We start from the raw sequence: 17002 nt of genomic DNA, 5'->3' as shown, positions 1-17002 counted from the left end.
GGCCGTCGCGTCACTCGGCGGGGCGCTCGTTCTCGGCCCGCGTGCTCGCGATGAGCAGGCCGAAGCAGAGCACCGCGGGTATCCCGACGGCGAACGTGAAGAGCCAGGGAATCGGCTGGAGCGTGAGCGACGCGAGCGCGAGCGCCACCGCGAGCACCTGGAAGACGACGCCCCCTGACCGCGCCCACGAACGACCCGCGCGCGCGCCGATCGCGAATGCGACGAGAGCGACAGCTCCGAGCACCGTGAGCACGATGAGTGCGAGGGCGGTCGGCAAGGACGAGGCGTCGCCTGCTCCCAGACCCACCAGCTCGATCAGGGCGAACACGGCAAGTGCCACGCCTTCTGCAGCGAGGAGCGCAGCGGCAGCGAATGCGAGGCCTGGTGAACGCACGATGTCTCCTGAGAATCGAATGAGAACGATCGAAACCCTTGATTTCGCCGGTTTCATGTAACAGAATAGACAGCGTCATGTGCTCCCACAGCGGCGTGGGGCGGGCTTCGCGCCCGCATCACAAATGCGGGCATCCGTCCGTATCTCATACAGGGTAGCTGAACCCGATCTGCACCCGAAATCCGAGTGAGTCGCGCTGCGACATCTCTTGAAATCCACACCGAGGAGCCCCCATGGACTGGCGCGATAAGGCCGCCTGCCTGACTGTCGATCCCGAGCTGTTCTTCCCTGTCGGGAACACCGGTCCGGCCGTCGACCAGATCGAGAAGGCGAAGACCGTCTGCGCCACCTGCACGGTCACCGAGATCTGCCTGCAGTATGCCCTGGAGACCAGCCAGGACTCCGGCGTCTGGGGCGGCCTCTCCGAAGACGAGCGCCGCGCTCTCAAGCGCCGCGCAGCGCGCGCGCGTCGCGCCTCCTGACACACAAGAAGCGGGCCGAGACAATCGTCTCGGCCCGCTTCTTCGTGTATCGAGAGCGCTGTCGGCGAGCTACTTCGTGAGCCAGCGAAGGGGGATGTCGATCACGACCTCTGTTCCTTCGCCCTCGCTGCCATGCCACTCGATGGATCCGCTCAGCTCGCCCTGGATCAGGGTGCGGATGATCTGCGTCCCCAATCCCTGACCGATGCGCCCTTCGGGAAGACCATGACCGGTGTCACGCACGGTCACCCGAAGGTTCTCCTCGGTGCGGGCGGCATCGATCGTGACGATTCCCTCTTGCCCGGCGAGGCCGTGCTCGACGGCGTTCGTGACGACTTCGGTCAGCGCCAGCGCCAGAGGCGTCGCGTATTCGCTCGGCAGCACGCCGAACCGACCGGTCGACTGGGTGCGAGCGCGCGTGTTCGGCGCGGAGGCCACTTCTGCGACCAGTTTGAGGACGCGGTGGAAGACCTCGTCGAAGTCGACCTTCTGCGTGAGCCCCTGCGCAAGGGTGTCGTGCACGACGGCGATCGAATCCACTCGGCGCATCGCCTGGGTGAGGGCATCCCGAGCCTCGTCGGAATGCGTGCGGCGAGCCTGGATGCGCAGCAGCGACGCCACAGTCTGGAGATTGTTCTTGACGCGGTGGTGGATCTCCCGGATCGTCGCGTCCTTCGTGATCAGCTCCTGCTCCTGGTGCCGCAGTTCCGACACGTCACGGCACAGCAGGATCGCCCCGATGCGAGTGCCGTGATCTTTCAGCGGGATCGCACGCAGCGAGACCGTCACGCCACGCGCCTCGATGTCCGTCCGCCAGGGCGCTCTGCCTGTGACGACGACCGGCAACGACTCGTCGACCTGCCTCGACGGCGGGACGAGGCGGGTCGTCACCTCAGCGAGAGACTCGCCTTCGAGCTCGTCGTCGAATCCCATACGGTTGAAAGCCGAGAGCGCGTTGGGGCTCGCGAACGTCGTGATTCCATCGACGTCGATGCGGATCAGGCCGTCTGACGCGCGGGGAGCGCCACGTCGCGGCGAGGTCGGCGCGGCGAGGTCAGGGAAGCTCGCGTCGGCGATCATCCTGAACAGGTCGTTCGCGCATTCGTCGAAGGTGATCTGTTGACGCGAGGGCGTGCGGGCCTCGCCGAGGTTCGTGTGGCGCGTCACCACGCCGATCACCTTCGGTGCCTGACCACTCGGACGGGCGCTCACGATCGGAACCGCGCGAACCCGGGTCGGGGTCTCCTCGAACCAATCGGGCGAGGACGAATCGACGATCTCCGCGGCCTCGAACGCTCCCTGCACCTGCGTGCGCCACTGCGGACGTACGCGCTCGCCGACGATGTCGCGGTAGAAAAGCGTCGCCGCGCCGCTCGGCCTCGCGTGCGCCACCGCGACGAACGATCCGTCGTCGGTCTGCACCCACACGACGATGTCAGCCGATGCGAGGTCGGCGAGGAGCTGGCCGTCGCCGGCGAGGCGATGAAGCCATTCGACGTCGTTGTCGGCCAGGAGGCCCTGTGCATGGGCGAGGTCGCTGAGGGTTGACACCCCACCAGCCTAGAACGACTCCGCTCACAGAATCGCCAGCGACGTGGTGCGCCAGCGGCGATCGAGACCCTCGAGACGGATCGCGACGGCGCGGGTGCGTCCCGGCCCCGCAACGATCACCACCGCCTCGACCTTGCCGTCGGCCGGCTCGGTGACGCGGATCGAGAGGACTGTGAAAGTCGGGCGCGCAGGCGAGACCCCCCTCGCGCTGCGCGCCCTCGCCGACAGGTTCGCTCTCGTCACAAGACTGCGGTACGCATCTTCGCTGAACCACCGAGCGAGCTGGTCGACTTCTCGGACCCCGGCGAGAACCTCGAGCACGCCCTGAGTAAGACTTCGCAGAAGCGGATGCGGGTCCGGGAGCTCGGCCCGGGGCGTCGGCTGCGGTGCGAAATACTCATGAAGCGTCATCGGCGGCACTCTCGATCGGGGTGGACAGCGCCCAGTAGAGCAGTCGATCACGGGCCGATTCGCCCGTTCTCCGAAGGAATGTGGATAACTCGTACGCCGAGAGGGAGGTGTCCTACGGTGGGCGGGTGCATTGGGATCGGATGTTCGAGAGCCTCGAGGGTCAGCTGGCCGCCGAGTGGGAGAGCGAGCGGGCTGCGCTCGACGCCGAGTCGGAGCGCCTGCGCATCTCGCGCCTCGAGCTGCGCACGCGGCTTCGCGTGCTCTGTACGGAATCGGCGGCGACCACGCTCGATCTGCCCGGCCACCGCATTCGGGTCCGGTTGCAGTCCCTGGGTGCCGACTGGCTGGCGGCGATCGTCACGGACGGCGAGCCGTCATCGCCGCGCGCGATGCGGATCATCCCCCTCCACGCCATCCTGGGGATGAGCGTCGATCATGGTCTGCTCCTTGCGAGTCTCGACGACGGCGCCCCCACGCCCACGGCGCTGCGAGAGCGCATGACGCTGGGTTTCGTCCTGCGAGACTTCGCGCGGCGGCGCGTCCCTGTGCGGATCATCGTCACGAACGGAGTGGATCTTCACGGGACTGTCGACAGGGCCGGAGCCGATCACTTCGACCTGGCGCTCCATGATCCCGGCGTTGCGCGGATGGCGGGCGCGGTTCAGAGCTTTCGCGTCATCCCGTTCGCGGCGATCGCCTCGATCCAGACCGCGGGTGCTCAGACGCCGTGAGCGTGGGTCGTGCCCCACACCTCCGGAAAGCTGGCCTCGTTGGCCTGGCGCCACAGCGCCATGCGACGAGCCTCCTCGGACTGCTCAGCGAGGTACCCGGTGAGACTCGACTCCTCGACCCGCCAACGCGCGGGTGACCCCAGCTTCGAGCCACGCAGCCGCCCTGCGAAGATCAGGTCGATGACCTCGTCCACCTGGATGCACAGCAGCTCGGCGACCTGCGCGGGTGCGAGGAATCGCTGGACAGGCATCGAGGCATCGGACATGCGTCCATTCTCCCCCCACCTCCGCAGACTGCCCCGTGCACGAGCCCGCTGTGGATAACTCGCGCGGTCCGCCACCGATCTCTGTGACGATGACGGCATGGACCTGATGCCTCGCTCTCGACGTGCCTTCTGGGGCGATCTCCGGTTTCTGATCGGGCTGGTGCTGGTGGCCGCATCGATCGGCGGCGTCTGGCTCGTCGTCTCCTCATCGACCGCAGCCGACCCTGTCTTGCAGGCGAACCGGACCATCGTCGTCGGCGAGGCGCTCGTGTCCGCCGACTTTCAGGTGGTCGACGTCAACCTCGGCGCAGCCACCGGAGAGTATCTGACACCGCACGACCTCTCCCCTGGGCAGGTCGCCACGCGCACGATCACCCGGGGCGAGCTCCTTCCGCAGGATGCGGCGGCCGACGCCGACTCCGTCAAGACGACCACGATCGTGATCGACAGCACCACCGGACTCCCCGGCGATCTCGCACCGGGTGATGTCGTCGAGGTCTGGCACGCTCCACCTGTCGACCAGGCCCGCACCACATACGAGCCGCCTCGATTGCTCGTCGCGGACGTCGTCGTGGCCGCCGTCACGGAATCCGAAGGCATGCTCGCATCGAACGGCGCCGTCGCCGAGGTGGTGATCGACCGCACTGACGTCCCGGCGGTACTCGCGGCGATCACCGGGGGTTCTGCGCTCTCCGTCGTGCCGGTCGGCACCGCACGATGACCACGGTGATCGTCGCGGTGGCAGAGCCGCGCGCCTCGACCCTCGCCGCCGAGCTCGAGCTCGAGGGGATCCACGTGGCAGCCGTCGTGTCGCCGACATCGCTGCTGCCTCTTCCAGCGGGGGTGGATGCGGCGATCGTCACGGCGACACGGGGCGTCCTGACTCCCGCACTCGTCGCCGCGTGCGATCGCGCGGGCGTGCGGATCGTCCCGCTCGGTGACGGTGAGAGCAGACTGCTCGGGCGCTACGGGCTCATGAGCATGCTTCCCGCCGACGCCGGAGGGTGGGAGGTGGCGATGGCGCTGGAGACGGATCCGCCGCGCCCCTCAGCGCAGCCGGAGTCGTCGCCGCATCGTGTCGTCGCCGTCTGGGGCCCGGCAGGAGCGCCGGGGCGATCGACCCTGGCGATCCAGCTGGCCGTGGAGCTCGCACGGGTGGGCAGACGGACCGCGCTCGTCGATGCCGACACCGTCGCCCCTTCGCTCGCGCTCCTGCTCGGACTGAGCGACGACGAGCCCGGCATCGCAGCCGCGTGCCGCAGGGCCGAGCTCGGCGCTCTCGACGGGGCGGAGCTGTCGCGTCTCGCCACGAGGCTCGAGACCGGTGCGGGTCAGATCGAGGTGCTCGGCGGCATCAACCGCCCCAGTCGGTGGCCCGAGCTCTCCGCGAGCCGCCTGCAGAGCACGCTTCGCACCTGCCGGACGTGGGCCGAAGAGACGATCGTCGACGTGTCGAGCGCCTTCGACGCCGATGACGAGGCCACGTACGATCTTGCCGGTCCTCGGCGTCACGCGGCGACCTCGGCGACGCTCACAGAGGCCGACGAGATCCTGGCACTCGCGTCCGCCGACCCTCTGGGCATCAGTCGCTTCCTCCGTGATCACGCGGAACTGCGCAGGCTGACCGCTCCGGCCCCGATCCGCGTGGTGGTGAACCGTCTGCGCCCGGGACCACTCGGCCTCGACGCGAGGGGGCAGATCAGGCGTACCCTCGAGCGGTTCGCCGGCATCACCGACGTCTCATTCCTGCCGTTCGACCTGCGTGCCGCCGACGCCTCGCTGCTGCATGCGCGCCCGATGACCGACGTCACACCACGCTCGTCGTTCGTCGCCGCTGTGCGGGCCCTTGCTCAGGAACGCACTCCCGCGCTGACCGACGCTACTGCCGGTAGCTCGAGAGGAAGTTCCCGAGCCGCTCCACGGCTTCGGCGAGGACGCGCGGCTCAGGAAGGGTGACGAGTCGCAGATGGTCCGGGGCGGGCCAGTTGAAACCCGTTCCCTGCACGAGCAGGATGTGCTCGGACACCAAGAGGTCGTAGACCAGCTTCGCATCGTCGCGGATCTCGTGCACGTTCGGGTCGAGTCGGGGGAAGGCGTAGAGCGCCCCCATCGGCTTGACGCACGAGACTCCGGGAATCGACTCCAACCCCTCCCAGGCCACATCCCGCTGCTCGTGCAGCCTTCCCGAGGGGCCGATCAACGCGTCGATGGATTGCACTCCCCCGAGGGCTGCCTGCACGGCATGCTGGGCGGGCACATTCGGGCAGAGCCGGGTCGAGGCGAGCAGGTTGATCCCCTCGAGGAACCCCTTGGCGTGATCCTGCGGCCCGGTGATCGCAAGCCATCCGGAACGGTATCCCGCCACTCGATACGTCTTCGAGAGGCCGTTGAAGGTCAAGCAGAGCAGGTCCGGCGCCAGTGTCGCCGTCGGGATGTGAGCGGCACCGTCGAACAGGATGCGGTCGTAGATCTCATCGGAGAGCAGAAGGAGTTCGTGCTCGCGCGCGATCTGCACCATGCCCGCGAGAACCTCTCGCGAATACACGACCCCGGTCGGGTTGTTCGGGTTGATGATCACGAGCGCCTTCGTGCGCGGAGTGATCTTCGATCGGATGTCCTCGAGATCGGGCTGCCACCCGTTGTCCTCGTCGCAGAGGTAGTGCACGGGCGTGCCGTCGGCCAGACTCGTCATCGCTGTCCAGAGCGGGTAGTCCGGCGCGGGGATCAGCACCTCATCCCCCTCGTCGAGCAGTGCCTGCATCGTCATGGTGATGAGCTCCGAGACCCCGTTGCCGAGAAACACGTCCTCCGGGCCGAACCGGGGGAATCCCTCGATCTCCTCGTACCGGCTGACGACGGCGCGACGAGCCGAGACGATGCCCTTGCTGTCGCTGTAGCCGTGCGCCGTGGGGAGAGCGGCGAGCATGTCGTGGACGATCTGATGCGGAGCTTCGAATCCGAAGATCGCCGGGTTGCCCGTGTTGAGCTTGAGGATCCGATGTCCCTCGGCTTCGAGCCGCGCCGCCTCGACGAGTGTGTTTCCACGAATCTCGTACAGGACGTTCTTGAGCTTCGACGACTGGTCGAAGTGGCGCGTTGGTGTCATTGAGCAAGCCTACAATGCGCGAAAGAGGGGCTGATCCCCCTGGATCAGCCCCTCTTTCCACGCACGGGCGCTACTTCTTCTTCTTGCCCTGAGCCCGTCGCTGCTCGCGATTCCCCGCCGGAGCCGCCGGGGCGTCGGTGCGCTGACCGAAGGCGCCACGGGCCCCTGCCGCATCGGGCTCCGCCTCTTCGGCGGGAGCCTGACGTGCGGCAGCCGCCTGGCGGAGCTTCTCCGTGGCAGCCTGCTGCACCTGACCGCGGTCGTCGCGAACCTCGACTTCGCCGGCGTCGTTCGCCGCGGAGTACTCGAGCCGCTGGTCTGCTCCGCCGTCGGACAGCCCCTTGGCTTCGACCTCGGCTACCTGCGAATCGGCGGCACGACGCACCTCGACCTCGAGGTTGTAGAGGTACCCGACGGACTCCTCCTTGATCTGCCCCATCATCGACTGGAACATCGCGTAGCCCTCACGCTGGTACTCGATGAGGGGGTCGCGCTGCGCCATCGCGCGAAGGCCGATGCCGTCCTTGAGGTAGTCCATCTCGTAGAGGTGGTCGCGCAAGCGACGATCGAGCACCTGGAGGACGACGCGCCTCTCGAGCTCGCGGGTCGCTGCCTCGCCGAGCGACTCCTCGCGCGTCTCGTACGCGATCTTCGCGTCCGAGAGGAGCTCGCGCGTCAGCCCGTCCGCCGTGATGCCGCCCTTGCGGTCAGCCGCCTCCGACACGACCTCGTCGATCGTGACGCTCACGGGATACAGGGTCTTGAGCTCGGTCCAGAGCGCGTCGAAGTCCCAGCTCTCGTTGTGGCCCTCGCCGGTGTGATCGCGCACGACGCCGCTGATCGCATCCTCGATGAAATGCTGCACCCGGTCGGCGATGTCGTCACCCTGCAGGATGTGACGACGGTCGGCATAGATCGCCTCGCGCTGGCGGTTCAGGACGTCGTCGTACTTGAGGACGTTCTTGCGCATCTCGGCGTTGCGCGACTCGACCTGCGACTGAGCGCTGCGGATCGCGCGCGACACGAGGCCGGACTCGATCGGCACGTCGTCGGGGAAGTTGGTGCGAGCCAGGATCGCCTCGGCCGCCCCCGACTGGAACAGACGCATCAGGTCGTCCGTGAGGCTCAGGTAGAAGCGGCTCTCGCCAGGATCGCCCTGACGACCTGATCGACCTCGCAGCTGGTTGTCGATGCGACGCGACTCGTGACGCTCGGTGCCGAGCACGTAGAGGCCCCCGGCCTCGATCACCTTGGTTGCTTCTTCCGAGACGACGGCCTTCATGGCCTCGTAGGTCTCATCCCATGCGATCTCGTACTCTTCAGGAGTCTCGACAGGATCGAGACCCTTGCTCTTCAGGTCCTGCACGGCGAGGAATTCGGCGTTTCCGCCGAGCATGATGTCGGTTCCTCGTCCGGCCATGTTGGTGGCGACCGTCACGGCTCCGAGACGACCCGCTCGCGCGACGATCTCAGCCTCGCGCGCGTGGTTCTTCGCGTTGAGCACCTCGTGCTTGACGCCCTTCTTCGCGAGCAGACGCGACAGGTACTCGCTCTTCTCGACGCTGGTCGTGCCGACCAGGACCGGCTGCCCGCTCGCGTGACGCTCGGCGATGTCCTCCACGACCTGAGCGAACTTCGCCGTCTCGTTCTTGTAGACGAGATCCGACTGGTCCTTGCGGACCATCGGCTTGTTGGTCGGGATGGGGATCACGCCGAGCTTGTACGTCGACATGAACTCGGCGGCTTCGGTCTCGGCGGTACCTGTCATCCCGGCGAGCTTGTCGTACAGCCGGAAGTAGTTCTGCAGCGTGACGGTGGCGAGCGTCTGGTTCTCAGCCTTGACAGGCACGGCCTCTTTGGCCTCGATGGCCTGGTGGATGCCCTCGTTGTAGCGACGCCCGACCAGGATGCGGCCGGTGTGCTCGTCGACGATCATGACCTCGTCGTTCATGACGACGTAGTCGGTGTCCTTCTTGAAGAGAGCGAGCGCCTTGATCGAGTTGTTGAGGAACGAGATCAGAGGTGTGTTCGCCGACTCGTACAGGTTGTCGATGCCGAGGTAGTCCTCGACCTTCTCGATGCCGGGCTCCAGCACGCCGACCGTGCGCTTCTTCTCATCGACCTCGTAGTCGACGCCTGCTTCGAGCGTGCGGGCGATCTTCGCGAACTCCGCGAACCAGCGATTGGCCTCGCCCGATGACGGACCGGAGATGATCAGCGGGGTACGCGCCTCGTCGATGAGGATCGAGTCGACCTCGTCGACGATCGCGAAGAAGTGCTCACGCTGTACCAGGTCCTCCTTGCGCCACGCCATGTTGTCGCGGAGGTAGTCGAAGCCGAACTCGTTGTTCGTTCCATAGGTGATGTCGGCGGCGTACTGCTCGCGGCGCACGGCAGGGGTCTGGCCGGACACGATGATGCCGGTCTTCATCCCGAGTGCGCGATATACGCGCCCCATGAGCTCTGCCTGGTAGCTCGCGAGGAAGTCGTTGACGGTGATGACGTGTACGCCCTCGCCCGCGATCGCGTTGAGATAGGCGGGGAACGTCGCGACCAGGGTCTTGCCCTCACCGGTCTTCATCTCGGCGATGTTGCCCAGGTGGAGGGCGGCACCGCCCATGATCTGCACGTCGTACGCGCGCATGCCGAGCGTGCGCTTGGCCGCCTCCCGCACGGCGGCGAACGCCTCGGGCATGAGCTGGTCGAGCGTCTCACCAGCGGTGTAGCGGGCACGGAGCTCGACGGTCTCGTTGCGCAGCTCGTCGTCCGTGAGCTTGGAGATGTCCTCTTCCAGCGCGTTGACGGCCTTCACCACCTGGTTCAGGCGACGGATGACCCGCCCCTCGCCGGCGCGCAGCAGCTTCTCAAGAGGATTGGCCACAGATGTCATCTCCCTGTCGATGGTTCCGGCAGCGCCACCGTTCGGGCGCGCACCAGGCATACCTTGTCATGTTACCGGGCCGTGACCTGCACGTCGCCTGCATGGCGCTCACGGCGAAGTTTTCCCGGTATGTATATATTGATCGTCGACACAGGAGGTCGACATGTCAGTGCGTCAGAGTCTGCTCTCCATCCTCGCGCAGGGGCCGTGCTACGGATATCAGCTGCGCCACGAGTTCGACCGCCGCACCGGATCGGTGTGGCCGCTGAATGTCGGACAGATCTACAACACGCTCGAGCGACTCGAACGCGACGGACTCGTCGTCCGCGGTGCGGCTGACGCACACGGCCACGTGTATTGGGAGATCACCGACGACGGCCGCCTGGAGGCGGATCGATGGATGTCGTCTCCCGTGACACGGGGACAGGCCACCCGTGACGAGCTCGCCATCAAGGTGGCGATCGCCGCGACCCTCCCCGGCTCGGATGCTGCCGCTGTCATCGCCACGCAGCGCGGTGCGTCCCAGGCGCATCTGGCATCACTGCACCGCATGCGGGCCTCGCAGGACGACAGCAGCCCCGAGGGCCTCGCCTGGTCTCTCGTCGTGGACTCGATGGTCCTCACCACCGATGCCGAGCTGCGCTGGCTCGATCACGTGGAGTCCCGGCTCGCAGAGCATCCGCGACACACGCTCGCGCTCGAGCTCGCGACCGACAGACCCAAGCGCGGGCGGCCGACGGGAGCGGCGAACGCGGCACTCGCCTGAGCCCGTTCGCCTGGAGCGGATGCACAGCCAGAGGCCACTCGCGGGAAACTAGGATCGAGCTATGGCAGGCATATGGGGCAGACGCAAGCGTGAACAGGAAGCACTGGCGGCGCAGGATGCCGATCTGGCACGCAGAGCGGAGCAGTCCCTGGTCGCCGCCGACGAGCGGATCCGCTCGACGTCCGATGAGCTCGCATTCGCCGAAGCCGAGTTGGGCGAGTCGCTCACCGGAGACCTGCGCAAGGCTCTCAGTGCCGTGCGCACGCATCTGCGCGAAGCCTTCCAGTTGCACCAGCTCAACCACGACGAGATCCCGGACACGCCGGAAGAGCTCCGCACGAGGAATGCGCGCATCGTGCAGCTCTGCGATTGGGCACAGGACCTGCTCGACGAGAAGACATCCGAACTCGCCGAGTCCATCGCCAAGGTGCGGCGAGCCCCTGAGATCATCGCGCAGGTGCGGGCCGATGCGGCCGCACTGAGCGAGCGCATCCCCCACACGAACGAGACGGTCGCGCGCCTGTCCGAGCGGTACTCCGACTCGGCGATGCACCAGATCACGGCCAGCGCTGCGGAGGCCGAGCAGCTCATCGCGTTCGCCACGCACGGAGCCGACGTGTCGGAACGCCGCCGCGCAGCCAAGCAGAACGAAGAGGCCAACCTCGCGCTCGAGACGGCCACCGAAGCGACACGGCGCGCGTCGTCTCTGCTCGACGCCGTCGAGGACTTCGAGATCGAGTCCCTTCGAGCCGAGTCGACGTTGGCAGAGGTCGTCGCCGACTCCCGGAGCGACCTCGTCGCGGCGAGGACCGCTCCGCAGACGCCAGCAGTCACCTCAGCCGTCACTGCCCTGCAGCAGGCGCTGAACGCACTGACGCCGGCGGGGACGCCTGGGGATCCGTTCGCCGAGCTCTCCCAGTTGCGCACGGCGAACAGCGCCCTCGACGATGCGATCGCGAAAGCCCGCCACCGTGCCGAGAACCCCCTCCCGAGCATCCAGCAGGTGCAGCACGCGATCGACGACGCCGACCGTCAGCTCGGCGTCGCCCGCGGTCTGATCGCGGGCCACCGCGGGTGGATCGGAGCGGATGCACGGACGCGCCTGGCCGAAGCGGAACGCCTCCGGGTGGATCTGTCGGACCTGCTGCCCGAGGAGGACACGCGCGAGCAGGCCCTCCTCAGCGCGCGACGCGTGGCTCATCTCGCCTCGGAAGCTCTGCAGCTGGCCCAGCGCGACATCGACTCGGCCCGGCCGCAGGATGACGGTTGGGGCGGCGGCGGCAACGGATGGGGCGGCGGCGGATGGGGCGGCGGTCGCCGTGGAGGCGGCGGCGGTGACATCGCTTCGGGCATCCTCGGAGGCCTCGTGATCGGCAGCCTTCTCGACGGGATGTTCGACTGAGAGCGCACGCTCTGCAGAGCAACGGCCCGACCCCCTCAGGGGCCGGGCCGTTGCTCTGCTCCTGATCTCAGGAGGCGAGTGCCTCTGCAGGCGGGGCCTGCGTGCTCAGGGCGATGACGCCGTAGTCCCATCCCTTGCGCCGGTAGACGACGCTGGGGTGATCGGAGCGGACGTCGACGAACAGGAAGAAGTCGTGTCCGACGAGTTCCATCCGGTCGACCGCCTCTTCGACGGTCATCCACTCCGCATCGAAGCTCTTCGTGCGGATCACGACGGGCGAGTAGGTCTCTTCCTCGTCGTTCTGCACCGGCACGCTTCCCGTGGCGACAGCATGCAGGATGTCGGCCGACGCCGGCTCGACATCGATGCCCTCGATGGCACCGCTGCCCTTCTCGAAGTGTGCGCCGCGAGGGTGCTGGCGCCCGTCCACGCGCTTCTCCTTGGCACGTCTCAGTTGCTCGGACATCTTGTCGACCGCGAGGTCGAGAGCCACGAACTTGTCACCGTCCGTCGCTTCTGCTCTGACCACCGGGCCTTTGCCGATCAGTGTGAGCTCGACCGTCTCGTCGGGCACCCGGCCGTTCCGGTACACCCGGTGCGTGACCTTCACGTCGAGCCTTTGCGCTCGAGACGCGAATGTCTGGACCCTGGCGATCTTCTCCTCGACAACGGTTCGGAAGCGATCGGTGATACCCACTCCGACGCCAACGATGCTTGTTTCCATTGCTGCCTCCTTGTCCCGGTCCTCCCGGCCAAGGGCGGACCGTGGTCGCCTTAGACCCCCACCGTAGTCGGCCTGCGCGCGGATGTCACGGTTCATTTGCTCCGTGTCTCCGGTGCGTTCACGATGCGTTCGCTGCGTCGCGGCGTCACGGCGAGCACGGCGGCCGCCACGACGTCGAATCCGGCGTCGGCCAGCGCGGACGCCGCCTCATCGAGAGTCGCGCCGGTCGTCATGACGTCGTCGACGATCAGCACCCTCTCCCCAGCCCCTGTGCGCCGCGCACGCATGGTTCCTCGCACGTTCGCTGCGCGCGCGACGGCATCCAGTCCGCGCTGATCGCTCCGACTTCGCCACGGCCCCAGGACTCGGTGCGGTCTCACTCCCGAGCTCCTGAGCAGCAGCTCCGGCACACGGTAGCCTCTGCGGCGGAATGCACTCGCTGATGTCGGCACGGGTACGACCGCGGTCTCCAGCCGGGTATCCGAGACCTCGAGCAGCGCGGCGTCGACGGCCGCCCTCAGCGCGGGACCGAGCGGTGTCGCCAACAGCGTCTCGCCGCCGTCTTTGAGACGTCGGATGCAGTTCGCCGCAGTCGACTCGAAGGTGAGCGCTGCGAACACGGGCAGCCCCTCAGGTGTCCGACGCTCGATCACGCACGGCTGCAGGTCTGCTCGACAGCGGGCGCACAGCAAGGTCTCGGCCGTGCCGCACCCCGGGCACGTCGCGGCGAGCAGGAAGGCGAGCAGCTCCGACGAGAGTGCGCGGAGGTGAGACGGATGCGGCATCCCTGATTCTGTGTCGTCGATGAGGCCTCTTCAGGCTCTTCACGCTCGCGACTCGCGGTGTCGGCGCACTTCGCGGCATCCGTGCCGCGTGTGCAGAAGGACGGTCAGCGACCGGCCCGGGTCGCGAGGATGATCACTCCATCCGTGAACTCGCTCCAGGCAGATCCGCTTCGCGCGTAGACCGCTCCATCGGCTCCGAGCACGCGGATGCCCGCCGCCGATCGCGAACCCGCGATCGACACTGCCCCGCTCGGAGCGGACTCGGTGGTCCCCGTCCCTCCGACGATCTGCGTGAGGACGACCCGGTCCTCCCTGTCGACCAGGAGTCCGAGCCGATCGGACCCCAGCCACACCAGCCCCGAGACAGGACCATCGAGCTGCGCGACGCGCTCGGTCTCGCCCAGTCTGGTCGGCACGCCCGAATCGTCGCGGACCACCGCCGAGACGGTGACCCACCTCTGGCCGCCGATCACGACGACGGCCGCCACCCTCGCACCATCGGCCGATACGCGGACGGCAGACACCTCCGAGGCTTCCGGCCAGGCATCCGCGATGGGATGCGACACCACGTCGTCGCCGATCGCGAGCAGCGCCGCGGGGGAATCCGAGGGAACCGACCACGTGTAGTCGTAGGGATCGAGAGACGGCCGCACGAGGAGCGACCGCGGATCCAGCTCATCGACACGGCCATCGCCCGCGATGTAGATGTGGCCGTTGCCCAGCTGCATGGCCGCGTGCGAGTCGTCACCGGCGACGTCGATCGACAGGATCGGCTGCGTGATTCCGAGGATCTCCTCGGACACTCCGGGAATCGGGGCGATCTGGTTGCCCACGATCGTTCCGAACTCGCCGTCCTTCAGCACGATGCCTCCGCTGTCGGACGGCGTGTCGAGGATCTCGACCACACCCGCCTCGAGAGCGCGACCGTCGACGGTGAACCGTACCTGATTGATCTGCACCCCCGCCTCGGCAAGAGTCTCCTGCAGTTGCGTGCGCATTCGGGCGAGGGTGGTCGCGTCGAGACTCAGCGCCTCGCGGTTCAGTGCGACGTCCGCGACCTGGTCGGCATCGATCGGCACGGCGTCGCGCGCCATCTGGACATCCGGTGGGAACGCGCTCTGCACTGCAGGATCGAGCCAGGGGCTGGGGGCGCCGCCGATCAGCGACTGCGTGATCGTCGTGGCGATCGTGACCCGGCGCGGGAACCAACGGACGTCGGGGACGAGGCGCTCCCAGGTCTGGTCGTAGTACTGCAGCGCGTAGTTCCCGTACACCCTCGGGAACCGCGATTCGTCGATCACGATCCCGTCGGGTGCTTCGGATATCCGCCACTGCCCGTCGGTCAGGGTGACGACGAAGGCCGAGTTGGAGGCGCTCGCGGCCTGTGAGAACGCCCCTGTCCCGTCGACGCTCGCGACCTGATCGAACTGCACCCGCACAGCCGCGACATCACCGTCGGCGGTCTCCGCATCCTCGTCGAGATCTGTGGTGAACGATCGGGTGTCGGCGCTGACGTCGATGGAGACGCCGGTGTTCGGACGCCAGGTCGCGGCCATCTCGGGCGTAAGGAACTCCCGCGCGGTCTCCCAGTTATCCGCCGGGGTGATCGCAGCCACCATGAAGCCTTCGACGATCGCGGCGGGGCCCGCCCCCTCGATCGGCCCCGAAGCGAGAGGAAGAAGATCAGGGTCCTCCGGAGACGCACCGAGCGCCAAGCCCGATTGCACGTCGCCGGTCGTCGGCAGCCCCGTGCAGGCCGTCACGAGGAACAGGGATGCTGCAGCGATGATCGCTCCGAGCACACGTCGAACGCGGGACGTCATTCCAGGCTCCGTTCATCGAACAGCTCCGCGGGGACATCCGCCAGGCGGATCGGCTGGGTCGCGTCACCGAGTCCGCCGACAGGCTCCTGCGGCTCCAGTGAGACGGGCGAGGGACCGTCGACCGCACCGCCGCGACGAGGAAGAGTGAGAACGAAGTTGGTCCCCACGCCGAGTTGCGACCACACCGCGAGTGTTCCGCCGTGCAGCATCGCGTCTCCGAGCGCGATCGACAGTCCGAGGCCCGTACCGCCGATGGTGCGCTGTCGGGAGGGATCGGCACGCCAGAAGCGGTCGAAGACCCGTTCCGCATCGGCCGGATCCATGCCGAGGCCGAAGTCGTGCACGCCCGCGGCCACCGCGTGCTGGTTGCTGTCGACCGTCACCACGATCGGCCGCCCCTCACCATGCTCGATGGCGTTGCCGACGAGGTTCCGCAGAACACGGCGCACGCGCCGCGGGTCCATGTCGACCGGCGAGTACCCGCCGGGTGCGACGAGGCGCAGCTCGCTGCCTCGCTCATCGGCGAGCGGCTTCATCTGCTCGATGATGTCCTCGGCGACGTGGGCGAGGCTGGTCGCCTCCAACTCCAGCTGCACGGAGCCCGCGTCGTAGCGGCTGATCTCCAGCAGATCCGAGAGCAACGTCTCGAACCGCTGCACCTGGGTGTGCAGGAGCTCGGTGGTGCGCGACGTGGTCGGATCGAACTCGTCGCGCTGGTCGTTGAGCATGTCGGCCGCGAGTCGGATCGTCGTGAGCGGCGTGCGCAGCTCGTGCGAGACGTCGGAGACGAACCGCTGCTGCACGAGCGACAGCTCTCCGAGTTCCTTGATCTGCGCCTCGATGCTGTCGGCCATCGCGTTGAATGACCGCCCGAGCGTGGCTATCTCGTCTTCTCCGTGCACATCGATGCGCACGGCGAGGTCGCCGGACGCGAGTCGGGCGCTCGTCTCCGCTGCCTCGACGATCGGCGTCGACACCGAGCGCACCACGATGAACGAGATGATCGAGACGATCGCCACGAGACCGATCCCTGCGATCCAGAGCGTGCGCTGCACGAAAGTGAGTGTGTTGTCGGCGTCGGCGAGATCGTAGGCGAAGTACACCTCGAACGGACCGGCCTCGGGGACCTGTAGCTGCTGCCCGACGATGATGCCGGGCACCGCGCGTCCGCCGATGTCCAGAGAGACCGACTGCCAGGACTGCCGATCATCGAATTGGACGACTCGATTGCGCAGGGCCGGGCTGATCGTGTTCAGGCTGAGACCGGCCGTGAAGCCGTTGAGCGAGACGGCATCGGCATCCGCGTCGTCGACCCGGATCCCCGCGAACCCTTCGGCCGTCGAGTATCGCCGCAGGTCCGCCTGGACACTGTCCCACAGCTCCTGCAGCGCGACGGGGTCGTCGCTCAGAGCAGCGGAATCGAGCGTCATCTGAGCCAGGTTCACCGAACGCACGGCATCTTCGAGAGCCTCGTTCTTGCGCGACTCGAACAGATCGTTCTGGATGACGAGGGCCATGGTCACACAGGTGATGAGGATCGCGGTCGCCGTGAGCAGAAGAGTGATGCTGAGCGTTCGAAAACGCAGTGATCGCCTCCAGAGCGCACCCAGGACCGTCGGCCAGCCGCGCCAGTCGCGGAGCACCGCAACCGCCGTGGTGGTCGCTGTCGTCGCGGCCATC

16 protein-coding genes are annotated in these 17002 nt (G+C 67.4%); 6 read left to right on the top strand and 10 right to left on the bottom strand.

The genetic code is table 11. From position 1 onward, the window contains the following. Positions 1 to 10: 10 nt before the first annotated feature. Positions 11 to 394, bottom strand: a complete 384-nt coding sequence (locus tag AC3WS6_RS08535) for a hypothetical protein (protein ID WP_492500609.1) — start codon at positions 392 to 394, stop codon at positions 11 to 13. Positions 395 to 627: 233 nt separating this feature from the next. On the opposite strand from AC3WS6_RS08535, the gene AC3WS6_RS08530 reads away from it, so the two are divergent. Beyond that, positions 628 to 876 (top strand): WhiB family transcriptional regulator, encoded by a 249-nt coding sequence (locus AC3WS6_RS08530; RefSeq protein WP_017203224.1) that lies wholly within the window; start codon positions 628 to 630, stop codon positions 874 to 876. 69 nt (positions 877 to 945) lie between these two features. Here the strand turns inward: AC3WS6_RS08530 and AC3WS6_RS08525 are convergent, their stop codons facing one another. Further along, complete coding sequence (locus AC3WS6_RS08525) at positions 946 to 2427, bottom strand: sensor histidine kinase (RefSeq protein WP_492500608.1); 1482 nt, start codon at positions 2425 to 2427, stop codon at positions 946 to 948. A 24-nt stretch (positions 2428 to 2451) separates the two neighbouring features. Beyond that, positions 2452 to 2838, bottom strand: coding sequence for an Rv3235 family protein (locus AC3WS6_RS08520; RefSeq protein ID WP_492500607.1), 387 nt, complete (start codon positions 2836 to 2838; stop codon positions 2452 to 2454). 125 nt (positions 2839 to 2963) lie between these two features. Between AC3WS6_RS08520 and AC3WS6_RS08515 the strand changes: the two genes are divergently transcribed. Continuing rightward, entirely contained in the window at positions 2964 to 3569 is a 606-nt protein-coding gene (locus AC3WS6_RS08515; protein ID WP_492500606.1) for a hypothetical protein, read from the top strand. On the opposite strand, the gene AC3WS6_RS08510 is transcribed toward AC3WS6_RS08515, so the two are convergent. Then, positions 3557 to 3835 (bottom strand): helix-turn-helix domain-containing protein, encoded by a 279-nt coding sequence (locus tag AC3WS6_RS08510; RefSeq protein ID WP_492500605.1) that lies wholly within the window; start codon positions 3833 to 3835, stop codon positions 3557 to 3559. The genes AC3WS6_RS08515 and AC3WS6_RS08510 overlap by 13 nt on opposite strands. A gap of 97 nt (positions 3836 to 3932) precedes the next feature. Between AC3WS6_RS08510 and AC3WS6_RS08505 the strand changes: the two genes are divergently transcribed. Both AC3WS6_RS08505 and AC3WS6_RS08500 read left to right on the top strand, forming a co-directional pair. After that, positions 3933 to 4556 carry a CpaB family protein gene (locus AC3WS6_RS08505; RefSeq protein ID WP_492500604.1) on the top strand — a complete coding sequence of 208 codons (624 nt, stop codon included), beginning with the start codon at positions 3933 to 3935 and terminating at the stop codon, positions 4554 to 4556. Beyond that, the gene (locus tag AC3WS6_RS08500; protein WP_492500603.1) at positions 4553 to 5791 is read left to right on the top strand and encodes a CpaE/TadZ family protein; all 1239 of its coding nucleotides are present in this window, start codon (positions 4553 to 4555) and stop codon (positions 5789 to 5791) included. The genes AC3WS6_RS08505 and AC3WS6_RS08500 overlap by 4 nt, the downstream gene beginning before the upstream one ends. Here AC3WS6_RS08500 and AC3WS6_RS08495 read toward each other — a convergent pair. After that, positions 5715 to 6941 (bottom strand): pyridoxal phosphate-dependent aminotransferase, encoded by a 1227-nt coding sequence (locus AC3WS6_RS08495; RefSeq protein WP_492500602.1) that lies wholly within the window; start codon positions 6939 to 6941, stop codon positions 5715 to 5717. The two genes, AC3WS6_RS08500 and AC3WS6_RS08495, sit on opposite strands and share 77 nt — an antisense overlap. A gap of 70 nt (positions 6942 to 7011) precedes the next feature. Next, positions 7012 to 9822 (bottom strand): preprotein translocase subunit SecA, encoded by a 2811-nt coding sequence (gene secA / locus AC3WS6_RS08490; RefSeq protein ID WP_492500600.1) that lies wholly within the window; start codon positions 9820 to 9822, stop codon positions 7012 to 7014. Positions 9823 to 9985: 163 nt separating this feature from the next. Between secA and AC3WS6_RS08485 the strand changes: the two genes are divergently transcribed. Further along, positions 9986 to 10588: a PadR family transcriptional regulator gene (locus AC3WS6_RS08485; RefSeq protein WP_492500599.1), complete on the top strand. Its 603-nt coding sequence runs from the start codon at positions 9986 to 9988 to the stop codon at positions 10586 to 10588. A gap of 61 nt (positions 10589 to 10649) precedes the next feature. Then, entirely contained in the window at positions 10650 to 11990 is a 1341-nt protein-coding gene (locus AC3WS6_RS08480) for a coiled-coil domain-containing protein (protein WP_492500598.1), read from the top strand. Positions 11991 to 12057: 67 nt separating this feature from the next. Here AC3WS6_RS08480 and hpf read toward each other — a convergent pair whose 3' ends face one another. The 4 genes from hpf to mtrB all read right to left on the bottom strand — a co-directional run bounded on the left by hpf (position 12058) and on the right by mtrB (position 17001). After that, on the bottom strand, positions 12058 to 12714 hold the full coding sequence (hpf, locus tag AC3WS6_RS08475) for a ribosome hibernation-promoting factor, HPF/YfiA family (protein ID WP_492500597.1): 657 nt from the start codon (positions 12712 to 12714) through the stop codon (positions 12058 to 12060). A 92-nt stretch (positions 12715 to 12806) separates the two neighbouring features. After that, complete coding sequence (locus AC3WS6_RS08470) at positions 12807 to 13499, bottom strand: ComF family protein (protein ID WP_492500596.1); 693 nt, start codon at positions 13497 to 13499, stop codon at positions 12807 to 12809. Positions 13500 to 13603: 104 nt separating this feature from the next. After that, a complete protein-coding gene (locus AC3WS6_RS08465; protein ID WP_492500595.1) occupies positions 13604 to 15322 on the bottom strand; it encodes an LpqB family beta-propeller domain-containing protein in 1719 nt (572 codons plus the stop codon). Further along, positions 15319 to 17001, bottom strand: coding sequence for an MtrAB system histidine kinase MtrB (gene mtrB / locus AC3WS6_RS08460; RefSeq protein WP_492500594.1), 1683 nt, complete (start codon positions 16999 to 17001; stop codon positions 15319 to 15321). Before mtrB ends, AC3WS6_RS08465 begins: the two co-directional genes overlap by 4 nt. Between the last annotated feature and the right edge of the window lies 1 nt (position 17002).

It is taken from the genome of Microbacterium sp. EB106-03-03-XG65, assembly GCF_058791955.1.
This window is presented reverse-complemented; position numbering and strand designations above follow the sequence as displayed.